Source organism: Aquimarina sp. KJ22-3 (genome assembly GCF_055808215.1).
The window spans coordinates 5,326,885-5,352,139 of record NZ_CM147859.1; the positions used below are offsets into that span (position 1 = coordinate 5,326,885).

29 protein-coding genes are annotated in these 25,255 nt (G+C 37.3%); 18 read left to right on the forward strand and 11 right to left on the reverse strand.

Annotated features, from left to right (window positions below):
• Positions 1–25 precede the first annotated feature (25 nt).
• The 9 genes from AC0L3Q_RS24660 (at position 26) to AC0L3Q_RS24700 (ending at position 7,352) form a co-directional block, all read left to right on the forward strand.
• The gene (locus AC0L3Q_RS24660; RefSeq protein WP_473283889.1) at positions 26–568 is read left to right on the forward strand and encodes a YceD family protein; all 543 of its coding nucleotides are present in this window, start codon (positions 26–28) and stop codon (positions 566–568) included.
• Between the two features lie 10 nt (positions 569–578).
• A complete protein-coding gene (gene rpmF, locus AC0L3Q_RS24665) occupies positions 579–776 on the forward strand; it encodes a 50S ribosomal protein L32 (RefSeq protein WP_073316151.1) in 198 nt (65 codons plus the stop codon).
• Between the two features lie 266 nt (positions 777–1,042).
• Entirely contained in the window at positions 1,043–2,038 is a 996-nt protein-coding gene (locus AC0L3Q_RS24670; RefSeq protein WP_473283892.1) for a beta-ketoacyl-ACP synthase III, read from the forward strand.
• 27 nt (positions 2,039–2,065) lie between these two features.
• Complete coding sequence (gene accB, locus AC0L3Q_RS24675; protein WP_473283894.1) at positions 2,066–2,560, forward strand: acetyl-CoA carboxylase biotin carboxyl carrier protein; 495 nt, start codon at positions 2,066–2,068, stop codon at positions 2,558–2,560.
• A gap of 85 nt (positions 2,561–2,645) precedes the next feature.
• Complete coding sequence (gene accC, locus AC0L3Q_RS24680) at positions 2,646–3,998, forward strand: acetyl-CoA carboxylase biotin carboxylase subunit (RefSeq protein ID WP_073316148.1); 1,353 nt, start codon at positions 2,646–2,648, stop codon at positions 3,996–3,998.
• 34 nt (positions 3,999–4,032) lie between these two features.
• Positions 4,033–5,145, forward strand: a complete 1,113-nt coding sequence (locus tag AC0L3Q_RS24685; protein WP_473283896.1) for an NAD(P)/FAD-dependent oxidoreductase — start codon at positions 4,033–4,035, stop codon at positions 5,143–5,145.
• A gap of 14 nt (positions 5,146–5,159) precedes the next feature.
• A complete protein-coding gene (gene mtgA / locus AC0L3Q_RS24690) occupies positions 5,160–5,861 on the forward strand; it encodes a monofunctional biosynthetic peptidoglycan transglycosylase (RefSeq protein ID WP_473283898.1) in 702 nt (233 codons plus the stop codon).
• Positions 5,842–6,300, forward strand: a complete 459-nt coding sequence (locus tag AC0L3Q_RS24695; RefSeq protein ID WP_473283900.1) for a 3-oxoacyl-ACP synthase — start codon at positions 5,842–5,844, stop codon at positions 6,298–6,300. The genes mtgA and AC0L3Q_RS24695 overlap by 20 nt, the downstream gene beginning before the upstream one ends.
• Positions 6,301–6,416: 116 nt before the next feature.
• The gene (locus AC0L3Q_RS24700) at positions 6,417–7,352 is read left to right on the forward strand and encodes an alpha/beta fold hydrolase (protein WP_473283902.1); all 936 of its coding nucleotides are present in this window, start codon (positions 6,417–6,419) and stop codon (positions 7,350–7,352) included.
• A 4-nt stretch (positions 7,353–7,356) separates the two neighbouring features.
• Here AC0L3Q_RS24700 and AC0L3Q_RS24705 read toward each other — a convergent pair whose 3' ends face one another.
• Both AC0L3Q_RS24705 and recJ read right to left on the reverse strand, forming a co-directional pair.
• Entirely contained in the window at positions 7,357–7,710 is a 354-nt protein-coding gene (locus tag AC0L3Q_RS24705) for a hypothetical protein (protein ID WP_473283904.1), read from the reverse strand.
• A gap of 60 nt (positions 7,711–7,770) precedes the next feature.
• On the reverse strand, positions 7,771–9,456 hold the full coding sequence (recJ, locus tag AC0L3Q_RS24710) for a single-stranded-DNA-specific exonuclease RecJ (protein WP_473283906.1): 1,686 nt from the start codon (positions 9,454–9,456) through the stop codon (positions 7,771–7,773).
• Positions 9,457–9,583: 127 nt separating this feature from the next.
• Here recJ and AC0L3Q_RS24715 point away from each other — a divergent pair, with 127 nt between their 5' ends.
• Positions 9,584–10,174 carry a carboxymuconolactone decarboxylase family protein gene (locus AC0L3Q_RS24715; protein WP_473283908.1) on the forward strand — a complete coding sequence of 197 codons (591 nt, stop codon included), beginning with the start codon at positions 9,584–9,586 and terminating at the stop codon, positions 10,172–10,174.
• A gap of 64 nt (positions 10,175–10,238) precedes the next feature.
• Here the strand turns inward: AC0L3Q_RS24715 and AC0L3Q_RS24720 are convergent, their stop codons facing one another.
• From AC0L3Q_RS24720 to AC0L3Q_RS24745, 6 genes are all read right to left on the reverse strand, one after another.
• The gene (locus tag AC0L3Q_RS24720; protein WP_473283910.1) at positions 10,239–10,937 is read right to left on the reverse strand and encodes a M50 family metallopeptidase; all 699 of its coding nucleotides are present in this window, start codon (positions 10,935–10,937) and stop codon (positions 10,239–10,241) included.
• Between the two features lie 112 nt (positions 10,938–11,049).
• Positions 11,050–11,391, reverse strand: a complete 342-nt coding sequence (locus AC0L3Q_RS24725; protein ID WP_473283912.1) for a HopJ type III effector protein — start codon at positions 11,389–11,391, stop codon at positions 11,050–11,052.
• A 23-nt stretch (positions 11,392–11,414) separates the two neighbouring features.
• On the reverse strand, positions 11,415–11,987 hold the full coding sequence (locus tag AC0L3Q_RS24730) for a uracil-DNA glycosylase family protein (protein WP_473283914.1): 573 nt from the start codon (positions 11,985–11,987) through the stop codon (positions 11,415–11,417).
• A complete protein-coding gene (gene rsmI, locus AC0L3Q_RS24735) occupies positions 11,987–12,661 on the reverse strand; it encodes a 16S rRNA (cytidine(1402)-2'-O)-methyltransferase (protein ID WP_473283915.1) in 675 nt (224 codons plus the stop codon). The genes AC0L3Q_RS24730 and rsmI overlap by 1 nt, the downstream gene beginning before the upstream one ends.
• Positions 12,661–13,005, reverse strand: coding sequence for a DoxX family protein (locus AC0L3Q_RS24740; RefSeq protein WP_473283917.1), 345 nt, complete (start codon positions 13,003–13,005; stop codon positions 12,661–12,663). Before AC0L3Q_RS24740 ends, rsmI begins: the two co-directional genes overlap by 1 nt.
• Before the next feature lie 17 nt (positions 13,006–13,022).
• Positions 13,023–13,805: a hypothetical protein gene (locus AC0L3Q_RS24745; RefSeq protein WP_473283919.1), complete on the reverse strand. Its 783-nt coding sequence runs from the start codon at positions 13,803–13,805 to the stop codon at positions 13,023–13,025.
• Positions 13,806–13,911: 106 nt separating this feature from the next.
• Between AC0L3Q_RS24745 and AC0L3Q_RS24750 the strand changes: the two genes are divergently transcribed.
• The 8 genes from AC0L3Q_RS24750 (at position 13,912) to AC0L3Q_RS24785 (ending at position 23,009) form a co-directional block, all read left to right on the forward strand.
• Positions 13,912–14,559, forward strand: a complete 648-nt coding sequence (locus AC0L3Q_RS24750; RefSeq protein WP_473283921.1) for a thymidine kinase — start codon at positions 13,912–13,914, stop codon at positions 14,557–14,559.
• On the forward strand, positions 14,552–15,664 hold the full coding sequence (alr, locus tag AC0L3Q_RS24755; protein ID WP_473283923.1) for an alanine racemase: 1,113 nt from the start codon (positions 14,552–14,554) through the stop codon (positions 15,662–15,664). Before AC0L3Q_RS24750 ends, alr begins: the two co-directional genes overlap by 8 nt.
• Positions 15,665–15,763: 99 nt before the next feature.
• Positions 15,764–16,177, forward strand: coding sequence for a large-conductance mechanosensitive channel protein MscL (gene mscL, locus AC0L3Q_RS24760; RefSeq protein ID WP_473283925.1), 414 nt, complete (start codon positions 15,764–15,766; stop codon positions 16,175–16,177).
• A 229-nt stretch (positions 16,178–16,406) separates the two neighbouring features.
• Positions 16,407–17,399, forward strand: coding sequence for an aspartate-semialdehyde dehydrogenase (locus AC0L3Q_RS24765; protein ID WP_473283926.1), 993 nt, complete (start codon positions 16,407–16,409; stop codon positions 17,397–17,399).
• A gap of 150 nt (positions 17,400–17,549) precedes the next feature.
• Positions 17,550–17,918, forward strand: a complete 369-nt coding sequence (locus tag AC0L3Q_RS24770; RefSeq protein ID WP_473283927.1) for a DoxX family membrane protein — start codon at positions 17,550–17,552, stop codon at positions 17,916–17,918.
• A gap of 200 nt (positions 17,919–18,118) precedes the next feature.
• Positions 18,119–20,287 (forward strand): prolyl oligopeptidase family serine peptidase, encoded by a 2,169-nt coding sequence (locus AC0L3Q_RS24775; protein WP_473283928.1) that lies wholly within the window; start codon positions 18,119–18,121, stop codon positions 20,285–20,287.
• Between the two features lie 97 nt (positions 20,288–20,384).
• The gene (locus AC0L3Q_RS24780; protein ID WP_473283929.1) at positions 20,385–21,353 is read left to right on the forward strand and encodes an ABC transporter ATP-binding protein; all 969 of its coding nucleotides are present in this window, start codon (positions 20,385–20,387) and stop codon (positions 21,351–21,353) included.
• Positions 21,354–21,512: 159 nt separating this feature from the next.
• The gene (locus tag AC0L3Q_RS24785) at positions 21,513–23,009 is read left to right on the forward strand and encodes a T9SS type A sorting domain-containing protein (RefSeq protein ID WP_473283930.1); all 1,497 of its coding nucleotides are present in this window, start codon (positions 21,513–21,515) and stop codon (positions 23,007–23,009) included.
• Between the two features lie 59 nt (positions 23,010–23,068).
• Here AC0L3Q_RS24785 and AC0L3Q_RS24790 read toward each other — a convergent pair whose 3' ends face one another.
• From AC0L3Q_RS24790 to AC0L3Q_RS24800, 3 genes are all read right to left on the reverse strand, one after another.
• Positions 23,069–23,827 (reverse strand): UDP-2,3-diacylglucosamine diphosphatase, encoded by a 759-nt coding sequence (locus AC0L3Q_RS24790; protein WP_473283931.1) that lies wholly within the window; start codon positions 23,825–23,827, stop codon positions 23,069–23,071.
• A 48-nt stretch (positions 23,828–23,875) separates the two neighbouring features.
• Positions 23,876–24,328, reverse strand: coding sequence for a 6-pyruvoyl trahydropterin synthase family protein (locus tag AC0L3Q_RS24795; protein WP_473283932.1), 453 nt, complete (start codon positions 24,326–24,328; stop codon positions 23,876–23,878).
• 134 nt (positions 24,329–24,462) lie between these two features.
• Positions 24,463–25,233 (reverse strand): enoyl-CoA hydratase/isomerase family protein, encoded by a 771-nt coding sequence (locus AC0L3Q_RS24800; protein ID WP_473283933.1) that lies wholly within the window; start codon positions 25,231–25,233, stop codon positions 24,463–24,465.
• Positions 25,234–25,255: the final 22 nt, after the last annotated feature.

A 25,255-nucleotide genomic window follows, 5' to 3' on the forward strand; every position in this document is an offset into this window, starting at 1 on the left:
GGCGACGCTTGAAACTGGTGATAGAATGATACAACTAAAAGAGTATACTATTCCTTTTGTTGGATTGAAGCAAGGATTACATCGCTTCAAGTATGAGATTGACAATACGTTCTTTGAACATTTTGAGTATGATGAGTTCAATGCTGCTGCAATAACCATTGATCTTGAGTTTAACAAGAAAGCAACGCTTTTAGAACTTGAGTTTAAAGCTAGCGGTACGGTAAATGTAAATTGCGATGTTACTAATGAACCATTTGATTTACCTGTAAAAGATGATTTCTTTTTGGTAATTAAATTTGGTCAGGAGTTTAATGATGAAAATGAAGAGCTTCTTATTATTCCACATGGAGAATATGAAGTGAATGTACAACAATATATTTACGAACTTATTGTATTAGGTGTACCTTCAAAAAGAGTACATCCTGGTGTTGAAGATGGTACTTTACAGTCTGACATACTCGAAAAGTTGGAAGAGCTAAGTCCAAAGGAAAAAAATAAAGAAACAAATGATAATGAGGAGACGGATCCTCGTTGGGATAAATTAAAAAACTTATTAAACGATAAATAATAGCTGAGCAATGGCACATCCTAAGAGAAAAATATCGAAAACTAGAAGAGATAAAAGAAGAACGCATTATAAAGCTTCTGTACCACAAATTGCTACGGATCCTACAACTGGTGAAGCACATTTATATCACAGAGCACACTGGTTCGAAGGTAAATTATATTACCGTGGACAGGTAGTAATCGATAATACCGAAGAGGAAGTAGCATAAGGCTACTGTTAAAATTTTAAAGTAAGCTCTCACTTTTGTGAGAGTTTTTTTGTTTTTAGTTGAATATGTGTCAAAATCCAATTATTTTGCGCCATATTTGTATATAATTTAGTAATTTCAACGACTTTTTAGCTCATTTTTGTGCTATAATTCATGAGATGAACTAAATATTTTTTAAGGTAAACCCTTGCTTTACAGAAGTGTAAAGCATCAATTGGTGAATTCCATCTGAAGCAAAATTGCTCAGATGAAACTAAAATCAAGATATGAGTAAAATCACAGCCGCTATCACAGCTGTAGGCGCGTATGTGCCAGATTATGTGTTAACAAATCAGATTTTGGAAACAATGGTTGACACAAACGATGAATGGATCACCACCCGTACAGGTATTAAAGAACGCAGATTATTAAAAGATACTGATAAAGGGAGCTCTTACTTAGGCATTAAAGCAGCCGAAGATCTTATCGCCAAAAGGAACCTGGATCCCAAAGAGATCGATATGGTTATTTTTGCAACAGCAACACCAGATCTTCCGGTAGCTGCAACTGCAGCCTTTGCAGCTTCTGCAATTGGAGCAGTGAATGCTTTTTCTTACGATTTACAAGCAGCTTGTTCCAGCTTTTTATATGGAATGTCTACCGCAGCAAGCTATATCGAATCAGGAAGATATAAAAAGATATTACTTATCGGTGCCGATAAGATGTCTTCTATTATAGACTATACTGATCGTGCTACTTGCATCATTTTTGGTGATGGTGGAGGTGCTGTTCTTTTCGAACCTAACGAAGAAGGTTATGGATTTCAGGATGAGTACTTGCGCACCGATGGTGTAGGGCGAGAATTCCTAAAAATCGAAGCTGGTGGTTCTATCCTACCTGCATCCGCAGAAACCGTAGCCAAAAAGCAGCATTTTGTGCAACAGGACGGTAAAACAGTATTTAAATATGCTGTGTCTAATATGGCTGATGCCAGTACCAAAATCTTAGAACGTAACAATCTAACAGGAGATGACGTAGATTGGTTAGTTGCTCACCAGGCTAATAAACGAATTATTGACGCAACTGCTAATCGAATGGGACTTGACGAAAACAAAGTCCTTATGAATATACAGCGATATGGTAATACCACCTCGGCCACCTTACCATTATTGTTGCATGATTATGAAAAACAACTCAAAAAAGGAGATAATATCGTGTTTGCCTCTTTCGGAGGAGGCTTTACATGGGGTTCTATTTATCTGAAATGGGCCTATAATTCCTAAACAACTAAACACACAATACCCAATATTATGGATTTAAAAGAAATTCAGAATTTGATTAAATTCGTAGCCAAGTCAGGGGCCAGCGAAGTAAAATTAGAGATGGATGACGTTAAAATCACCATCAAAACTGCATCAGACGACAGCAAGGAAACGACAATTGTTCAACAGATTCCTGTTGGTAGCGCAGTTCCTGCCCAACCTGCACCAGTACAAGCTGCTCCAACACCAGCTGCCCCGGCGGCACCTGCAGCGACTGAAAAACCTGCAGAAGACGATTCAAAATATATTACAATCAAATCTCCTATCATTGGAACTTTCTATAGAAAACCTTCTCCAGACAAACCTACTTTTGTAGAAGTTGGAGACAGTGTAAAAGAAGGAGATGTACTTTGTATTATTGAAGCGATGAAGCTTTTCAACGAAATCGAAAGTGAAGTTTCTGGTACTGTAGTAAAAGTTCTTGTTGATGATTCTTCTCCAGTAGAGTTTGATCAACCTCTTTTCTTAGTAGACCCATCATAAGTAATCCCAAAATTCAAACACCAAATTCCAAAAGGTGAACAACCCTGGAATTTGTTTTTTGGACAATTGTAATTTTTAAGAAGTTATGTTTAAAAAAATTCTAATTGCAAATAGAGGTGAGATTGCCATGAGGGTAATCAGAACCTGTAAGGAAATGGGAATCAAAACTGTTGCGGTTTATTCTACAGCAGATGCCGAAAGTTTACACGTTCGATTTGCAGACGAAGCCGTTTGTATTGGACCAGCACCCAGTACCGAATCATATTTAAAAATGTCGAATATTATTGCTGCTGCAGAAATTACAAATGCAGATGCAATACACCCTGGTTATGGATTCTTATCAGAGAATGCCAAATTCTCTAAAATCTGTGAAGAACACCAAATCAAATTTATTGGGGCCAGCGCTGAAATGATTGACAAAATGGGAGATAAAGCTTCTGCAAAGTCAACCATGATCAAAGCAGGAGTTCCTTGTGTACCAGGAAGTGAAGGAGTTATTCCTGACTTCGAAACTTGTGTAAAAGTAGCTAAAGAAACAGGATACCCTGTGATGCTAAAAGCAAGTGCCGGTGGTGGTGGAAAAGGAATGCGTGCTATATGGAAAGAAGAAGACCTGCAAGCCGCATGGGAGTCTGCTAAACAAGAAAGTAAAGCTGCCTTTGGAAACGATGATATGTATATGGAAAAGCTTATCGAAGAGCCAAGACATATCGAGATCCAGGTAGTAGGTGATAGTAACGGGCGTGCTTGTCACTTGTCTGAAAGAGATTGTTCGGTACAACGTAGACACCAAAAACTTACCGAAGAAACTCCTTCTCCATTCATGACCGACGAATTGAGAGACAGAATGGGTGAAGCAGCTATCAAAGCAGCCGAGTTTATCAAATATGAAGGTGCAGGAACGGTAGAATTTCTTGTAGATAAACACAGAAACTTCTACTTTATGGAAATGAATACTCGTATTCAGGTAGAGCACCCTATTACAGAACAAGTTGTAGATTATGACTTGATCCGTGAGCAAATATTAGTTGCTGCAGGAGTGCCAATTTCAGGAAAGAACTACTATCCGCAATTGCACTCTATCGAATGTAGAATTAATGCTGAAGATCCTTATAAGGACTTTAGACCTTCGCCAGGAAAAATTACCAATTTACATATTCCAGGAGGACATGGTGTTCGAGTAGATACCCATGTATATAGTGGATACATTATTCCTCCTAATTATGACTCTATGATTGCCAAATTGATTACTACGGCTCAAACACGAGAAGAAGCAATCAATAAAATGAAAAGAGCATTAGATGAATTCATTATCGAAGGAATAAAAACTACTGTTCCTTTCCACAGACAACTTATGGATCATCCAGATTATGTTGCTGGTAATTATACAACAAAGTTTATGGAGGACTTTGAAATGAAAGAACCAAAACAACAATAATATTATCCAAAGCCTCTTAATAGAGGCTTTTTTTATGAATCTAAGCTATTGGGAATACAAAACATGGTTGTCCAATATCGACTTCACCATTATAGGTAGTGGGATCGTAGGACTTTCTTGTGCACTAAGGGTACGAGAAAAATTCCCTAATGCCAAAATTGTAATTCTAGAACGAGGTATACTGCCCAACGGTGCTAGCACCAAAAATGCGGGCTTTGCCTGTTTTGGGAGCTTATCTGAAATCTTGGATGACCTCAACAGCCACTCTGAAGAGGAGCTATTACAACTTGTTCAAAAAAGATATCATGGTTTAAGTTTGCTGCGAGAAACTTTAGGAGATCAAGCCATCGATTTTCAAGCCCATCAAGGGTACGAATTATTTGCCCAAAAAGACATAGCATTGTTTGAAGAATGTTTGTCTAGAAAAGAGGAAATTAACCAGTTGTTACATCCTATTTTTAAAAAAGACACCTTCTTCCTTTCAGAAAATCACTTTGATTTCAAGAATATTCATTCGCAGTATATTGTAAATCAGTTCGAAGGTCAAATTGATACCGGCAAGATGATGGATGCCTTGATACAGAAAGTGCATCAGCAAAATATCAAAATCCTAAGCGCTTGCCAAGTGACTCAAATTGAAGATCTTAACACTGCTGTAGAAATAAAAACCGAACATTTTACGTTCTATACCAACAAAGCACTTATTGCAACCAATGGTTTTGCCTCACAATTGGGCATTACCAAGGTGAAACCTGCCAGAGCTCAGGTACTGATTACCCAACCAATCAAAAATTTACATATCAAAGGCACTTTCCATCTGGATAAGGGGTATTACTATTTCAGAAATATCGATAACCGAATCCTATTGGGAGGAGGCCGAAATCTTGATTTTAAAACTGAAGAAACAACCCTATTAGAACAAACACCATTAATACAGAATAAATTAGAACAGCTTTTACATGAGGTGATTTTACCAGATACTAATTTTGAAATTGAGCATCGCTGGAGCGGCATAATGGGTGTGGGCAATCGTAAAAAGGCTATTGTTCAACCCATCTCTGATCATGTCTATTGTGGTGTGCGCCTGGGAGGAATGGGAGTTGCCATCGGCACTCAAGTTGGCACAGAATTAGCAGATCTTTTGTAATAATTGATGGTGTTATGAGAAAGTTTTTTCGGTTTATAGTCAAAAGTACGGTTGCATTTATTGTCATTAGTTTTTTATGGGTACTTGCCTACAAATGGATTGATGTACCTGCTACCCCTCTAATGGGTATACGTAAATTACAATCCGAGAAACAACACACCATTCAGCACAAATGGGTACCCTTATCCAAAATTTCTAAATCCCTACAGCTTGCTGTAATTTGCAGCGAAGATCAACGATTTATGGAGCACAACGGTTTTGACCAAGAAGCTATAGAAAAAGCACTCGCCGAACATAAGGCTGGCAAACGATTACGAGGTGCAAGTACGATCTCACAACAAACCGCAAAAAATGTATTTCTTTGGCCTCAGCGAAGCTGGGTGCGTAAAGGTTTTGAGGTCTATTTTACATTTCTGATCGAAAAGCTGTGGACCAAAGAGCGAATTCTTGAAATATATCTTAACAGCATCGAGATGGGAAACGGGATATATGGTGCCGAAGCAGCAGCAAAATTTTGGTATAACACCACCGCTGCTAATCTTAACCGAGAAGAAGCTGTTGCCATAGCTGCCATATTACCTAATCCTCGTAAATATCTTGCCAACCCTCCATCTTCTTACACCCAAAAAAGAGCGGAATGGATCTTTATTCAAATGCGTAATTATGGTACCTTAGTATTTGATAAGCCACAACAAAATGAATACAGAGAACATTAAACTTGAGCTATACAACCAATGCAAGCAGTATGTAGCTCAACGGTTAGAACGCATCCAACATACCATTAGTGATATCCAGGAATCCTTAACTTCTGAAACAAAAAGTACTGCGGGGGATAAGCATGAAACTGGTCGTGCCATGTTACAACTAGAACGTGAAAAAGCTGGAAAACAGCTTGCCGAAGTACAAAAGTTACAAGAAATACTAGCCAAAATTGATATTGCCATCTCCTCTCAACCTGCACATTTAGGAAGTTTGGTAACTACATCAAAAGGGAACTACTTTATAAGTATTTCTGCTGGTCAACTGCTGGTAAACAACACTTCCTATTTTGCTATTGCTGCTAATTCTCCTATTGGGCGTCTGTTATTAGGTAAAGTTCCCGAAGATCGTTTTGTATTCAACACTGCAGAAATTACTATACAATCAGTATCCTGATACTTTTTTGAATGGTGATTATATTCAAAAATAAAGATCCGTACTTTAAAATTTTATCAGTTATGGCATACCAAAATGATTTTAAGTAAATTGCTACCTCATAAATCATCATTGCTATGCGAAAGTTTTTTCTTTTCACCCTATTGGGATTGCTTCTATTTTCCTGCAAGCCCTATGAAACTACTAAAATTAGAAAAAATCAGATTACCTACGAGGATTTCAGAGCAGAACAACGATTATATCCTACCCAAGATGGTTTGATCAAATATATCGACAAAGGTGAAGGGCCTGCTATTTTGCTACTTCATGGTGTTCCTGCATCAGGCTGGTTATATCGTAAGATGATTGATCCATTGGCCAAAAAAGGATATCGTGTTATTGTACCGGATATGTTGGGTTATGGTTCTAGTGATTCTCCGGAAGGTTTTGAAATTTATAATAATGAAAACCATGCCAAGCGAATTCTGGAACTTATGGAATCTTTGGGTATCGAAAGCTGGACCCATGTTATGCATGATGCCGGTGGTTTATGGACTTGGGAATTGATCAAGCAAGACCCTGATAAAATTGAAAAGTTAGTAGTACTCAACACCATTATCTATGAAGAAGGTTTCTATCCTCCAGTTCGTATGAAACCTGGTGGCTTTGCCAAAACAGCAATGTGGGCCTATCGTAATGGAGTTACCACCAATACGCTATTAAAAAAATTGTTCAAAGAAGGTTTAAAAGAAAATACTCTTAACCCAGTGGATGTCGAAGGGTACAAAACACCTTTGCTGGAAGGTAAAACTGATGCGATGTACTACTTCTTCAGTCAAACGTGTAATGACCTTCCGGATTATAGTGAAGTATTCGAGAATGTAAAAGTTCCTGTTTCGGTAATCTGGGGAATACACGATACTATGCTGCAGTGGCCTCCACAAGAAAACAGAGCGGCAAATGCCCTGGGTGTTAGGCCCGAAGATATTCATTTTGTAGACGAAAAACATTTTATTCAGGAAACCAAGGCACAGGAAATTACCTATAAAATCCTGGATTTTATGAAAAAATAATGGGTTAATTAAAACTTAATCCATTAATCCAACTTTTCAGCTCCATTTTAAAAATGGTCCCGTTAATCAATTCTTGAATCTGGTGAATTTCTTGTCGGTTAACCGCAAGATCAATTTTATCCGATGGTGTTCTTAATAACAAGGATCGACAATGTTCTGGATCCATACACTCACTACAACATTGCGATTGAATGGTATTGGTGCAGGAGTCCGAAAAGTCTTTTAACTCATTAAGCGTTAGTAAAAATCCAATATCTCTAAACACCAATTGTACTTTGGGTGTATTGGTCTGCGTTTCTTTCTTCCAGAAGAAGGAAATACCAATTTCGTTGCTGAATATTTTATCAATAGGGCTCATTCTGAATCTATTTTGATTCAAAAATACACATTATTTATAATCAATCTAAATAAAAATAAGTTAATTTATATCTTTTAACTTCAGTTGTAAAGATACCTGCCCGTTCCATTCATTTTCGTCAATCGAATATGCAGCTTTAAACGAATTATTTCCTGTAATCAAGTTTTGCTTTGCTCCCAAACCAAAACCTATGGCACCCACGGCAATTTTATTTTTTTGCAAAGCACATTTTAGATGCTTGTCATTTGCACCCACGCATTTTCCGTACCCTGTATCTTTTACACCCTCGGTCATAAACACGGGAGTCATATTACCTGGACCAAATGGAGCAAACTGTTTTAGAATTCGATAAAACTTTGGGGTAATTTGAGTAAGCTCGATCGGCATATCCACCGTGATTTCAGGAGTTAATAATTTTTTATCAATAGTAGATGCCACCACAGATTCAAACTTCTCTTTGAAAGCCTCATAATTTTCTTCCAGCAAAGTAAGTCCGGCAGCATATTTATGCCCACCAAACTGTTCGATATAATCCGTGCAAGCGTTTAGGGCTTCGTATACATCATACCCTCTTACCGATCGTGCCGAGGCCGCCAATTTATCTCCACTTTTGGTGAAAACTAATGTTGGTCGGTAATAGGTTTCTGTGAGCCTAGACGCAACAATACCAATAACTCCCTTATGCCAGTTTTCCTGATAAACAACCGTGGTATATCGCTCTTCTTCCTGATTGTCTTTGATCTGCTGTAAAGCCTCCTCAGTGATTTTCTTATCTGCCTCTTTACGATCACTATTATACAATTCAATTTCTGAAGCAAATTGTAAAGCGGTCTGTAGATCCGTCTCTGTAAGCAGATTAACCGCGTGCAAACCGTGTTTCATTCGCCCGGCAGCATTGATTCTAGGTGCAACAAGAAATACCAGGTCAGTAATGGTTAGGGTAGTTTTGTTTGCCTTAGACAACATCGCTTTAAATCCAGTCCTTGGATGAGCATTGATTACCTTTAATCCAAAATGTGCCAGGGCTCTATTTTCTCCTGTGATAGGGACAATATCAGCTCCAATTGCTGTAGCCACCAAATCCAAATAAGGCAGTAGGTCTTCTATAGTTTGATCGTATCTTGAAGCCAGCGCCTGAATTAACTTAAACCCCACACCACAACCGCATAACTCTTTATACGGATACTCACAATCGCTACGTTTTGGATCCAAAACTGCTACGGCGTTAGGTATTTGCTCTCCTGGTCGGTGGTGATCACATATCACAAAATCAATTCCTTTCTCCTTGGCATAGGCCACTTTTTCAATGGCTTTTATCCCACAATCCAGGGCTATAATTAATGAAATATCATTATCATGTGCATAATCTATCCCCTGATAAGAAACTCCATATCCTTCTTGATATCGATCGGGGATGTAGGTGGCCACTTGGGGCGTTAAAGTAGAAAGATAAGATGACATCAAGGCTACCGAGGTAGTCCCATCTACATCATAATCCCCATACACCAAAATATTCTCCTCATTGCGAATTGCGGATTCGATTCTATCTACTGCACGATCCATATCTTTCATCAAAAAAGGATCATGTAAATCATCGAGAGATGGTCTAAAAAATTTCTTTGCCTCCTCAAAAGTTTCTATACCTCTTTGCACAAGCAAAGTAGCAATTATGGTATCTACATTAAGGCGTTCTGCCAAAGCATTTACAATCGAAGTATCAGGGGTGGGTTTTAGTGTCCATCTCATGGGTGTAATCTATTCCAAACAATTAAAAATACAAAGTACAAAAAACATCTTCATCATCATGTATTTGGGTATTAGTTTTGTATTTTGCCTTTCTAAAATTTTAGATTAAACTCAAAAAAATATACACATGCCATTAGTAACTCCACTATCTCCAGAACACGATCTGGAAACCAAAAAACTAGCAGAATTTTTTAACGAAACTCTTGGTTTTTGCCCTAACTCTGTGCTTACCATGCAGAGAAGACCTGCTATTTCAAAGGCATTTATCAACCTTAATAAAGCGGTAATGGCTAATGAGGGCCGAGTGACCTCTGCTTTAAAACGTATGATTGCTTGGGTAAGTAGTAATGCTACAGGATGCAGATATTGCCAGGCTCATGCTATTCGTGCTGCAGAGCGATATGGTGCCGAGCAAGAACAATTAGATAATATTTGGGAATACAAAACGCATCCTGCATTTAGCAATGCGGAGCGTGCTGCACTAGACTTTTCTTTGGCCGCCTCAGTAACCCCTAATGCTGTTGATGCCAAAATCAAAGAAGAATTATACAAGTATTGGGACGAAGGTGAGATTGTAGAAATGCTTGGTGTAATTTCTTTATTCGGGTATTTGAATAGATGGAACGACTCTATGGGAACCATTGTTGAAGAAGGTGCTATAGAATCGGGTGAACAATACCTCGGCAAACACGGCTGGGAAAAAGGAAAACACGTGTAGACGTCACTCCTGATCAACATATAAAAATTAGGCTGTATGAGTTATTCACTTATATGGCCTAATTTTATTTACGAAGATAGTATCGATAACTACGATAGAGTAAAAAAATGGTTGTTACAAGAATACATATCGCCCATAGCCAATAAGTTCCTGATAGATGAGCAGCTATCATTTGTGTATCCGAATAGTGTATCTTTCCACTTCTTTCAAATTGTTTGGTAAACAAATATCCCGTTTGCAAATAGGTGCTCAATACACATTGTGTACCCAAAAACAATAGGGTAAATGCTTCAAGATTTCGAATTCTTAGTATGGCCACAAAAAACAAAATAGCAGCAAATACACTTAAAATAACCAGTGCCAGTAGGTCATGAATCCAAATGCATAAGGATAATACCATAATCAGCAGCAATACCCATAAAGTAATTTTGGAGGCTATTCGATTTTTTGCAGCAGTAATCATAATCGCTCCAGAAATAGCTGGTCCTAACAATCCTCCTGCAGCTGTAAGTGCTCTAGCCAGATCATAGTTTACATAGCTGTTCTCTACATTAGAATAAGCTACTCCACCTCCGTTTTCGTAAATCTCCAGATAATAAAATTTACCTCCTAATAGTATAGCAGTAAGACCATGCCCCATTTCATGAAACCAGGTACCTAATAGCAAGAAAGGATACTGTATCACTCCAAAATAGGGTAATTGCCACAATAAGAAAACCAATAGGCTAATACCTATGATGGTAAACAACGATTTACGTTTCAATGACTTTTGCTTTAAGGATTACTTTAGTATCAATAACGCTTACACTAATGTATTATTGAAAGTAATTCTTTTGTAACGTATGTTTGGTTAGTCTTTTTATAAACCGTATCGCTTACTTTTTAACCAGTGGGTCTTGATCAAAAGAAACCCCATCCCATCCCGTTTTCATAAAATTACGGATGTTTTGATGGTCAACACCTTCTGGGGTTTGTAGTACATCTCTATAGTACTGCCCAAAACAATATAAAGTCTCTTCTTTACTTAATTGTTGAAGTTGTGCAAAGCTCAATAATTTACAGGACCCAGAATTTTCTCCCTCTTTGTTAACCACTTCTCCATTTTTGAAAGCACTTGGTGTAAAATCAAAATGCTCTTCGATAACGTTCATGGTATCCTCAAAGGACAGTTGTTGGGGTTGTTCTTTTACTTTGGATATGAATTGAGATATTGTCATTTCTAGAATTTAAACAGGTTTTTTTATGTTATTGCCTTCTTAACCATACTTTGAAGTACAGGAAGTACATCCATGGCAAACCAAGGGTTTTTTGTAAACCAAAAACGATTTCTTGGTGACGGGTGAGGCAAAGTAAAATACTTGGGTAAATATTCATGATACGCCCGAACCGTTTTGGTAAGATTGTTTTTTACATTTTTTTGGAGATAGTGCTTTTGAGCATACTGTCCGATAAGGATGATTAATTCGATATTGGGCATATGATCGAATAATTTTTGATGCCAAAGCGGTGCACATTCTGGTCGTGGAGGCAAATCTCCACTTTTTCCTTTTCCGGGATAACAAAATCCCATAGGGACAATGGCGATCTTGGTTTCATCATAAAACACCTCATCCGAAACATCAAGCCATTTTCGAAGTTGCTTTCCACTTTGATCATCCCAGGGCACACCAGAGGCATGTACTTTGGTTCCTGGTGCCTGACCAATAATTACAATTTTAGCTTCGGGGCGACCAGTGACTACTGGTCTGGGGCCTAAAGCCAAATGTTCGGCGCAAACATCACACGATCTAATATCTGAAAGTAATTGATCCACTATTTCTTTTTTCCTTCTACAACGATAACAATTTCCCCTTTAGGAGGTTTGGTTTCAAAATGAGATAATACTTCTTTGGCAGTACCGCGAATGGTTTCTTCATGTAATTTACTAAGCTCACGAGATACAGTAACTAATCGTTCGGCTCCAAAATATTCAACAAAATTCCCTAAGGTTTTGATTAGCTTATGTGGAGATTCATAAAAAATCATAGTTCTTGTCTCTTCTGCCAGAAACTTTAGTCGGGTTTGCCGTCCTTTCTTAACAGGCAAAAAGCCTTCAAAAACAAATTTATCATTGGGCAAGCCACTATTCACCAAAGCAGGCACAAATGCAGTTGCCCCTGGCAAGCATTCAACCGGGATTCCTTGCTCTACACAAGCTCGAGTAAGTAAAAAACCGGGGTCACTTATTGCAGGAGTACCAGCATCACTAATAAGAGCAATAGTATCTCCTCTTTGTAATCGCTGTACAATGTTATTTATCGTTTTATGCTCATTATGCATATGATGACTCTGCATAGGAGTGGCGATTTCAAAATGTTTGAGCAGTTTGCCACTAGTGCGGGTATCTTCTGCCAAAATAAGATCAACTTCCTTTAGCACTTTGATCGCTCTAAAGGTCATATCTTCTAAATTACCAATTGGAGTAGGAACAATATATAACTTTGACATTAAGGTCTCACTTTTTTACCAACCGCATAAGATACAATCAAAATAACAATTGCATATACCGACAATCCTACTGGATGCCCAGCATAATGATGTGCAAGACTTGCCAATACCAGATCAAAAAAGAAACCAGCATACGCCCATTCTTTTATCCATTTAATTTGATTGGTCAAAATGGCTACTATCCCTAATATCTTGGCTATTGCCAAAGGAATAACGATATATGTTGGATAATTGAAACTTTCAAAAAAACCTTTGATCATTTCAGTCTTAAAAAAATACATCTGTGCAGAATACAACATAATGGCACACAGGGCAACCGTAGTTATCCAATAAACTATCTTCATAAATATTAGATTTGTGTTTAGTTTTCGTATTTACTGAGTACAACATCCATAAAGCGATCTTCATACTCTTCTTTTCCTTCCCAATTGTTATAATCAGGCTTTACCATCGAGCTGATAAACTCTTCGGCTCCTTTTTTATCGCTTATCGTATTCAACTGAGAAAGCACACGATTATAATCTGGCGTACTCCCTTCAAAAAGATGTTTGATAAAGGCCAAACGATCATTCAATCCGATATGGATATCTTTCCGCAATTGCTCATTCAGAGATTTTGGTTTTTCGCGATCTTCAGGTTTGTCTAACTGTGGAGTAACATCATCCATATCAATTTTTTTATACTCTGGTATAGACGTCAAAGTATCTGAAAGTGTTTTTACTTCTTCACTGGTATCTGAAGCTGGTACAAATAAATCCTCACTTACTCTGGCATTAATTTCCTCGATCACTAATTCTGGTTTCTGATCCAAAGAAACTGGCTCTTGTTCCTTTACTTCCTGATGAGCATTTTGAGAAGAGGGCTCTGAAATACTTTTTTCAATTTCTGAAGGTGGTGCAACAGGTACTGCTGCAATCGATTCTTTTTCCTTAAAAGTATTTGGTCCTTGTTCTTCGATCGCCTTATAGATTTGTCCAATAGTTGGTTGTGGCCCAGCAAAATGATCTTCGGCAAAATTTAAAATGGTTAGTTTTTCATACAACTTTCTTGCCTCTTCTTGCAACTGTGGTAATGTGGATCTATCTTTTAATTGTAATATTCGGTGAGCAATACTTATCAATTCAGCTTCCAATTTCTTCTTCATAACTTTCTTATACGTTTGCGATACTGCTTTTGGTTTTTTAATAAATTTACCTCATCTTTTAGGTAAGGAAAAAGGGATTTCTTTAATTGATTCTGAAAAGTACAAAATGTTTCTCGAAAATACGGTAAATCATAAAGAGCAATTTGGGTGGATAGAAGTAATATGTGGTTCGATGTTTTCTGGGAAAACGGAAGAATTGATCCGCCGATTGAAACGTGCTCAATTTGCGAAACAAAAGGTTGAAATATTTAAGCCTGCCATAGATGTTCGTTATGATGATGAAATGGTGGTTTCGCATGATGCCAATGAGATTCGATCAACTCCTGTTCCCGCAGCTGCCAATATTCGCATTCTAGCAGATACTTGTGATGTAGTAGGGATCGATGAGGCTCAATTTTTTGATGATGAAATTGTAGCCGTTTGCAATGATCTGGCCAATAAAGGAATCCGAGTAATTGTTGCAGGATTGGATATGGATTTTAAAGGCAATCCTTTTGGCCCTATGCCCGCACTTATGGCAACAGCAGAATATGTGACCAAAGTACATGCTGTATGTACTCGTACAGGAAATCTGGCACAGTACAGTTATCGAAAATCCAGAAAAGACGATTTGGTCCTGTTAGGAGAAACTGAAGAATATGAGCCTCTAAGTAGAGCAGCCTATTACAAAGCTATGCTTAAGGAAAAGGTGAAAGGTATGGAAGTAAAGGACCCAAAGGAAATATCAAAAAACTCAGAAAACACGAATGAGTAGTACCCAAGAAACTGTTTTAGAAATTCATCTATCCCACCTTACTCATAATTTTAATTATCTAAAAAGTAAGGTAGCTTCTGATGTTAAAATGCTTGCTGTCGTGAAGGCCTCTGGTTATGGAAGTGACGCTACTGTTATTGCCAAACATCTTGAAACGTTGGGAGCTGATTATTTTGCAGTGGCCTATGTTTCTGAAGGTATTCTTTTGAGAGAAGCCGGAATCACAACGCCTATATTGGTATTGCATCCGCAGCCTATTAACTTCAAAAAGTTGATCAATCATCAACTAGAGCCAAGTTTATATAGCCCCAGAACACTTAGAGAATTTATTAAAGTTGCCGATTCGTTAGATCAACAAGAATATCCTGTTCATATTAAATTCAATACCGGTCTCAATCGAATAGGCTTTTGGGAAAACGATATTGATTACATTTTTGAACAGCTTGAAAATACAAAGGCAATAAAAATTAAAGCATTACTTTCTCATCTGGCTGCCAGTGAAGATCATGAAGAAAGAGCTTTTACATTAGATCAAATACATACATTTCAAAAAATAGCTGAGAACATCAGTAATCGACTAGGGTACCAACCTATATTACATCAATCTAATACCTCGGGCATATTGAACTATCCCGAAGCACATTTTGATATGGTAAGAACCGGTATCGGTCTGTACGGATATGGTAATGAAGCCAAATTTGATACGCAGTTAAAACCAGTTGCCTCGTTAAAATCAGTCATTTCTCAAATTCATAAGTTAGAACCAGGAGAAAGTGTAGGTTACAATCGCGCCTATAAAGCTCCAGGATATGTAAAAACTGCTACTATCCCTATTGGACATGCAGATGGTATAGGTAGATTCTTCGGGAACAAAAAAGGATTTGTAACGATCAATAATAAGATGGCCTACATCATTGGGAATGTTTGTATGGATATGATTATGGTCGACATTACCGACATTGATTGCAGAGAAGGTGACGAGGTTATTGTTTTTGATCATACTTCGAATGCTGCAAAAATTGCAGAACACTCAGGCACTATCTCTTATGAGTTATTAACTGCCATCTCGCCCCGGGTAAAACGTGTAGTTGTCGACAATTCTTGACGTTTATCGAAAAAGCGTTTTTAAAATCATTTCTCCTATTCTAGGTGTAAATTAATTTTTGTTAAATTAGACCTATACTAACTACATTAATCTAAACATATGGGATTCTTTAAAGATTTTAAGTCCTTTCTTTTGAAAGGTGATATCGTAAATCTTGCTACTGCAGTAATCGTAGGGGGAGCATTTGGAAAAATAGTGACATCTTTTACGAATGATGTATTAATGCCACCTATTGGATTGCTATTAGGCAAAGTGAATTTTACAGATCTTAAATTTCAACTTACCGAGGCTTCTGTTAATGAAGCTGGCGAAGCTATCGCTCCTGTAACTATTAATTATGGTTCTTTTGTTCAAACGGTGATTGATTTCATCATTATTGGCTTTTGTATTTTTATGGTATTGAAAGCCTATGAAAGATCACAGAAAAAAGAAGAAGAAGCTCCAGCACCACCAGCAGGACCAACTCAAGAAGAGTTGTTAGCAGAAATCAGAGATTTGTTGAAGAAACAATAATCTCGACCATTTTTAGAATGAATTATCTATAGCGACCGCTATACTACATATTCTAACTAAACCACCCATACCAGGGTGGTTCTTTTTTACAATTTGTTTATTATATAACAAATAATCTTATTTTTTATATTTTTTGTGTAATTTCTTGTGGTCTTCAAAATATTCCTCACATTTGCTGGAATTTAAAAGAGTTTATACGACTTTTGTATTTCTAAAAAGAATAAAATTCATGAAAGTAGCTGTAGTAGGTGCTACCGGACTGGTAGGAACCGTAATGTTAAAAGTATTAGAGGAAAGACAATTTCCTGTAACCGAGTTAATCCCTGTAGCATCAGAGCGATCTGTAGGTAAAAAGATTTCTTACAAAGGTGATGAATACACTGTAGTAGGGCTTTCTACTGCTATCGAAATGAAACCGGATGTTGCCTTATTCTCTGCCGGAGGAAGTACTTCTTTGGAGTGGGCTCCAAAATTTGCAGATGCCGGTATAACAGTAATCGACAATTCATCGGCTTGGAGAATGGACCCTACCAAAAAGTTGGTAGTTCCTGAAATTAATGCCAAAACTTTGTCTGCAGATGACAAAATTATTGCCAATCCTAATTGCTCAACCATACAAATGGTGATGGCATTAGGACCTTTGCATGATCAATATAAAATTAAACGAGTTGTAGTTTCTACTTATCAATCGATTACAGGAACTGGGGTTAAAGCAGTGCAACAGCTAGAGAATGAATATGCAGGTCAAAATGGCGAAATGGCGTATCCTTATCCAATACACCGCAACGCAATACCACATTGCGATGTATTTCAGGACAACGGTTATACCAAAGAAGAAATGAAATTGGTAAACGAAACTCAAAAAATTCTTGATGATCGCACTATCGCCGTGACCGCTACCGCTATTAGAATCCCTGTGGTTGGAGGGCATAGTGAGAGTGTAAATCTTGAGTTTGAAAATGAATATGTTGAAGGCGATGTAAGAACATTATTGAATGAAACTCCGGGAGTAACTGTACAAGACAACCCAGATACAAACACTTATCCTATGCCAATTTATGCCGAAGGGAAAAATGATGTGTTTGTAGGTAGAATACGTAGAGATCACTCTCGAGAAAATGCATTAAATATGTGGATCGTTTCTGATAATTTGCGCAAAGGAGCTGCCACAAATGCAGTACAGATTGCAGAATATTTAACCGAAAATAATCTTATTGGTTAAACACCATTATACAATTTCTCAAAGTCCCTTGTTATTGAAAAAATAGCAAGGGATTTTCTTTTTATATCCACTTGTACAAAAAGTAAGATTTGTAAGGTTGCTAACATTTCCTCCTCTAATACAGTAATTTAATCACAAAAAAATAACATAATGAATAAGTTAATTTTAATTTTAAGAATACTGTTGGGAGCGATGCTAGTCGTTTTCGGAATCAATAAATTTATAGGCTTTCTGCCTGACTTCGAATTTGCAAATCCAGAAGCCGGAGTGTTTTTTGGAGCATTAGCTAGTAGCTATGTTTTAAAAACTGTTGGTCTAATCGAGATCATTGTTGGTTTTTTACTTCTTATTGGTAAAGCAGTTCCTTTTGCCTTGATATTATTGGCACCTATCTCTGTAAATATCATCTTATTTCACGGTACCCTCGACCCTCCAAATATTGGTCCCGCCATATTTGTATTTCTTGTCAACACTTTCTTAATATTTAAATTTTGGGATAAGTATAAACCTCTTTTCTAAAACCAAAATTTTTTGTTTCTTACAGAAATTTCCGACTGCCTTTGTATACTAATCCTACAGGTCGCTAAACCCCAAAGCATCCTGGAAGAAAAACATTTTTCTTCGTAGATTCGTGTACGGGCAGTCTTTTTTATATTTTCTTTAGCATTTAGCCACGCTTCTTTTGATAGATTTGTGTATTATTCTAACGAATTCTCATCATGAAAAACACACTCTTTGTGCTATTTGCCCTAATTTTTATGGCAGCCTGCAAAAACGAATCAAAAGAACAACCCAGTAAAAACCAAATTGCATTGAATTATCCTGAAACCAAAAAAGTTGATACCGTAGATACTTATTTTGGAACTGAAGTGAAAGACCCTTACCGATGGTTAGAAGATGATCGAAGTGAAGAAACCGGAAAGTGGGTAGAAACACAAAACAAAACTACTTTTGGGTATTTGGAAAACATCCCTTTTAGAGAAGACCTCAAAAAACGTCTTTCTGATCTATGGAATTATGAAAAAGTCGGATCTCCTTTTAAAGAAGGTGACTACACTTACTTCTATAAAAATGATGGTCTTCAAAATCAATATGTAATCTATAGGTTTAAAAATGATGGTGATGAGCCTGAAGTATTCTTAGATCCTAATACGTTTAGCGAAGACGGTACTACATCATTAGGTAGTGTAAGTTTTTCTAAAGATGGAAAACTAGTTGCTTATGCCATTTCTGAAGGAGGTAGTGACTGGAGAAAAATAATTATCAAAAATGCTGAAACCAAAGAAGTCATAGAAGACACTCTTATTGATGTAAAATTTTCGGGTATGTCCTGGAAAGGTAATGAAGGATTCTATTATTCTAGCTACGATAAGCCAAAAGGAAGTGAACTTTCTGCCAAAACTGATCAGCACAAAGTGTACTATCACAAATTAGGCACCAAACAAAAAGAAGATGAATTAATTTTTGGAGGTACACCAGAACAAAAACATAGATATATTGGTGGAGGTGTAACCGAAGATGATCGATACCTTATTATTTCTGCAAGTGTCTCAACTTCTGGAAATAAATTATTCATCAAAGATCTAACTAAACCCGATAGTGAATTAGTAACCATTCTGGATCATACCGATAGTGATACCTATATCATCGAAAATGTAGGATCAAAACTATATCTGGTTACCAACCTAAATGCGCCAAATCAAAAAATAGTTACTGTAGATGCAGCAAACCCAACCCCAGAAAATTGGAAAGATTTCATTCCGGAAACTGAAAATGTACTAAGTCCAGGTACTGGTGGAGGATATTTCTTTGCAGAATATATGGTGGATGCCGTTTCTAAAGTATTACAATATGATTATGACGGAAAAATGATTAGAGAAGTAAAGCTTCCTGGAGTAGGAAGTGCAAATGGTTTTGGAGCCAAAAAAGAAGATAAGGAACTATACTATTCGTTCACTAATTATAAGACGCCTTCGAGCATTTACAAATACAACATCACCGACGGAACATCTGAATTATATCGCAAACCTAAAATCGATTTTAATCCGGACAATTACGAAAGTAAGCAGGTATTTTATACTTCAAAAGATGGCACCAAAGTGCCTATGATTATTACGTACAAGAAAGGTATCGAACTTAATGGTAAAAACCCAACATTACTTTATGGGTATGGCGGTTTTAATATCAGCCTAACTCCTTCTTTCAGCATTGGTAATGCGGTATGGATGGAGCAAGGAGGAATTTTTGCGGTACCTAACCTAAGAGGTGGAGGAGAATATGGTAAAAAATGGCATGTAGCTGGGACCAAAATGCAAAAACAAAATGTTTTTGACGATTTTATTGCAGCTGCAGAATATTTAATAGAAAACAAATATACCTCTAGTGATTACCTAGCAATAAGAGGAGGTTCAAACGGAGGATTATTGGTTGGTGCAACAATGACACAAAGACCTGATCTTATGAAAGTAGCACTTCCTGCGGTAGGTGTACTAGACATGCTACGCTATCATACGTTTACTGCTGGTGCAGGATGGGCATATGATTATGGTACCGCCGAGGACGATAAAGAAATGTTCGACTATTTGAAAGGATACTCTCCTGTACACAATGTAAAAGAAGGAATAGAATATCCTGCTACCTTGGTTACCACCGGAGATCATGATGATCGTGTGGTACCTGCGCACTCTTTCAAGTTTGCTGCAGAATTGCAAGACAAACAAATTGGGAACAATCCTACATTAATCCGTATTGAAACCAATGCAGGACATGGAGCGGGGACTCCAGTTAGCAAAACCATCGAGCAATTCGCAGATGTTTTTGGATTCACATTGTACAATATGGGATATGAGGTATTGCCTGAAAAAGTGACTGACGATATCAAAGGATAAATTCAAAAAACACTCCCTATACTTAAAAAATCCATTTCTTTAAAAAGAAGTGGATTTTTTTCTTCAAAAACTTCATCAAAGTTCAATATCTTTGAATATGCTTGCAATTCACAATCTTTCTTTTGCTTACAACACCATCCCTGTTCTAAAAAATATCAACTTTACGATTGAACCAGGCCAACACATCGCCCTTATTGGTGCTAGTGGCTGTGGTAAAAGCACCTTGTTGAAAGTCATCTATGGATTGTTACAGCCCAACGAGGGGGAATTATTCTGGAAAGATAAAAAGTTACTTGGCCCCCTTTATAATCTAGTCCCAGGTGAAGAAAACATGAAATATCTTTCGCAAGGATTCGAATTACAACCCTTCAGAACTGTTGCAGAAAATATAGGACAATATTTATCCAATTTCGAGCTTGAGTTAAAGCAAGGAAGAGTAAATGAATTACTCGAAATTGTTGAAATGACAGATTTTGCAGCGACCAAAGTAGAAAATCTAAGTGGCGGGCAAAAACAACGCGTGGCACTTGCCAAAGCCCTAGCAAAAAAACCAGAAGTACTGCTTTTGGACGAGCCTTTTCATAACATAGATAATTTCAGAAGAAATTCTTTACGAAGAAATCTTTTCAGGTATCTCAACAGAAACAATATTACCAGTATTACTGCTACACACGACAAAACCGACATCCTTTCATTTACCAACGAAACCATTGTCATCCGTCAAGGAGAAATTGTGGTCAAAAAACCAACTCAAGAATTGTATCAAAACCCACAAGATTACTATATCGCGTCTCTTTTTGGCGAAGTAAATCAAGTAGCACTTTCTTTGTTGGGTCATAATAGTCAGGAGAATATTCTAGTATATCCTCATGAAATATCCATTGATCAAAACTCCTCTACAAAAGTAAGAGTAAAGAATTCTTATTTTAATGGAAGTCATTATTTGGTGGAAGCTGTTCTCGATCAATCCATATTTTTCTTCACCCATACCTCAGCGCTCAAAGCACCAGAATCTGTTGGTATTCATGTTGATGAAAAAGCACTTCATCGTACAATATCTCTTTAATAAGATCCTCTAGAGACTTTCCTTTTTACCATATCATACGACAAGTATGCTTTATGTATTCTTTTACCCCATATATGTACTCCAAAAGTACTCTTTCCACACATAATTAACTACGTTTACAAAATAACCAATATAAATATTCACGCAAAAAAATTAAACATGAGACGTAAACTTTACATGCTTACCCTACTCGCCATTTTTTCTACGACGATTACCGTACAATCCCAACAATGGAATCCCAGACCAGGTTGGAAAGACAGCTTTGAAGCCAATGGATTTTGTTGGTGTGATTCTAATTTGGATCATGGAATTGCCAATAAAACCGTTACTATTAACAATACCGCGTACAGCGTGGTTGATATCTGTGACGAACTTAAAAAACACCCCAATTATCGTGCTTACCAAAATGGAGATCCCATTTATAATGACATACAATGTGGTAATGGACCATTTAACGACGCACCAGACGAACCTGGCTGCCCAGGGAGAGTAGATCTGGGTCCAGAAGGATGTGATCAAATCGGACCCAAATGGGATATGGCTTGGTTATCGAGTAGACCGAGGTTTAATGGAGACGGCGGAACCGATGGAGGTGACGGTGGAGATGATTTGGGCGAAATAGGAATGGCAGGAACCGGTGGCAGTGGACAAGGAGAAGGCCCAAAACTACGAGTGCTTTTCCCCACCTTGAATAAACGATTAGTAGCTCCTGCAATTTTTACCGTAGAAGCAGAGGCTACAGACGCAGACGGGGTGAAAGAAATACAACTAATTATCGATGGACAATTGGTGAGAGTGGAACGATTTGCTCCCTATTTATGGAATGACCGCGGACAGGATAATGCTTTAGCCAATCTACCTGTAAAGAATTATCTTCTTGAAGTAAAAGCCTATGACAACAAAGGGAATGTCTCTGTCGTTGATATTTTGGTTTATGTAATTCCTGAAGGCACAGATAGTTCGCCTAATACTAATATTGCGATTTTGGGGCAATCTATTAATAAATATGTAAGTGCCGAAAATGGTTCTCGATCGATGAGAGCAAATCGCAATACCGCAGGGGTAGAAGAACGATTTACTTTCGAATCTCTTGGTAATAACCAATATGCGATCAAAGGCAAAAATGGTAAATATGTAAGTTCTGAGAACGGAGCCAAAGCTATGAATTGTAACCGTAATGCGGTGGGAGCCTGGGAAAAATTCGTTTTGGAACCCTTAGGAAATGATCTCTATGCAATCAAAGGTAATAATGGTAAATATGTGAGCCATGAAAACGGAAAAGACAAAGGTGTTTTCTGTAATAGAACCAACATTGGTTCCTGGGAAAAATTCGTGATCCAGGGGTTAAATAATACTACAAGCAGAGCAAATCAAAACTTGATATCGGATTCAAAAAATATACGGCTGTTTCCTAATCCTTCTACTTTAGACAATCTCAAACTTCAGATTTCTGATGCTACCCACGAAACGTGCACTGTAGAAATTATAGATCTTAATGGAAAAAGGGTTACTTCTAAATCCATAACAATAGAAGAAAAGGGAAATCAAGTAATCGCTCTTAACGATTTAAAAAGTAATATAACAACTCAAGGATTATACCTGGTAAAAGTTACCCTTGGCGAAGCTGTTTTTGTAGAACAAATGCTCTTGAAATAAACCATCCTGGCAATCCACACTCTACAGGGCTGTATGCGCATGCAGCCCTACTTTTTTATTTACTCTGAAAGACGTTTTAGCGCTAATTTTTCTCCATCAAAAACGGCATAGGTGTAATGGGTAATCCAGTCTCCAAGATTTGTATATCTCGATGTTTCATTTAATTGAATTTCCATAGGTAAATGCCGATGTCCAAATACAAAATGATCTCGGTGTTTTTCTTCTAGTTTTCTTTTGCAATACTGCACCAACCACTCGTTATCCTCTCCTAAAAAGGTCACATCTTCATCTCCGGAAATTAGCTTATTTTTTACCGACAAATATTGCGCTAGTTTCACTCCAAGATCTGGGTGCAACCATCTAAAAAACCATTTTGCTACCGGATTGGTAAACACTTTTTTCATCCGTTTGTATCCTTTATCACCAGGACCAAGACCATCTCCATGGCCTATAAAAAAAGATACTCCATTATATTCGAACTCTTTGGGTTTGTGGTATACAGGAATATTGAGTTCTTCCTCAAAATAACCATTCATCCAGAGGTCGTGATTCCCAACAAAATAATACACCGGAATTCCTGAATCGGTAATTTCTGCAAGTTTTCCCAATGTTCTTGTAAAACCTTTGGGGACAACAGTTTTATACTCAAACCAAAAATCAAAAAGATCTCCCAATAAAAAAATGGCAGCTGCATCTTCCTTTACTTCGTCCAACCATTTTACAAATTTTTGTTCTCTTGGAAAACTTTTCTCCGATGTTGGAGCTCCCAAATGATTGTCACTAGCAAAGTAAATCTTTTTCCCCTTCGGAAGGTTCATAATCTGTGTTTATAAAATAAATATAGGCATTTATTAGAGCAGTGCAAGTTATTCATTATCTGACGCGTACCATTCGGCATACGATGTTTCAGTTTCCTGAAGCTTTAAAGAATGTAACTCGATAGTATCCGGTAACTTTTTCTTTATTTTTTGTACAAAATCAAGTACCATATTTTCGCTAGTAGGTTGATAATCTACCAAAATCACATTATGCCCTCTTTTTTCCAACTCTCTGGCCAATTCTACATGAGGGGTGTTTTTATTAAATACTGTGGCATGATCGAAAACATCTTCAATATCTTCCTTTACAATTTTTTTCAGGTCTCCAAAATCAATTACCATTCCTAATTTAACATGCGAGGTATCCGCAATAGGAGTTCCTATTACAGTAACACTCAACTTATAACTGTGTCCGTGTACATTTCTACACTTCCCGTCATAGCCATAAAGCGCATGACCTGTTTCAAAAGAAAATTCTTTCGTGATCCGAATTTTACTCATTCCTTGTATTAATTTGTGCAAAGTTACGGAAGATTACCTTCTTTTTCGCTTGTTTACAAAGTAAACTACAACTAATACTATTCCTAAAATAAGAAACAGTCCGTTTCCTCCTAAAAAGTTTAAAATATCCATTTTTATTTTTTGAATTTTTCAAGAGCTTTTCTGGTTGCATTGGATAATACCAATTCTCCAGAAATTGCTGCCCTTTCGGCTAATAAATCATCCCAATGTTCTGTCCCCTCCCAAATTGCTTTTTTCATTTGCTCTAAGGCTTGAGGGTTGTAACTCGCTAATTTTTCAGCCAATAATTGTACTTCTTTATCCAGTTCATTAATCTCTGAAAAAACTCTTGAATATAGTCCTTTTTCTTTGGCCCAATATGCATTCTTCCATTGCGAAGCCTCCCATGCTAAAGTCTCAAAAGCGGCTATTCCGATTTTTCTGGATACCGCAGGCTCGATCACAAAAGGACCTATACCTATAGTAAGCTCACTTAATTTTATAGACGCTGCTTCGGTTGCCAAGCAATAGTTGCAAGCAGAAGCTAATCCTACACCTCCACCAACAGTTTTACCTTGCACTCTTCCAATAATTGGTTTTTGACACTTTCTCATCGCATTGATTACATTAGCAAAACCTGAAAAGAATTTTTTTCCTTCTTCCAAATTCGTAATCGCAACCAACTCGTCAAAAGAAGCCCCTGCACAAAACGCTCTATCGCCTTCAGATTTCAAAATGATAACTCGTGTATTTTGATCATCTAATAATTTAATAAATGCTTGGGTCAATCTTTCTAATAATTCTGATGGGAACGAATTACTTGCAGGGTGACCAAATTCAATAGTGGTAATATAATTCTCGGTATGTACATATAAACTCCCATTGGTTCTATCGGTGGTACTCATCGTATCTGTTTTTGATAAAAGT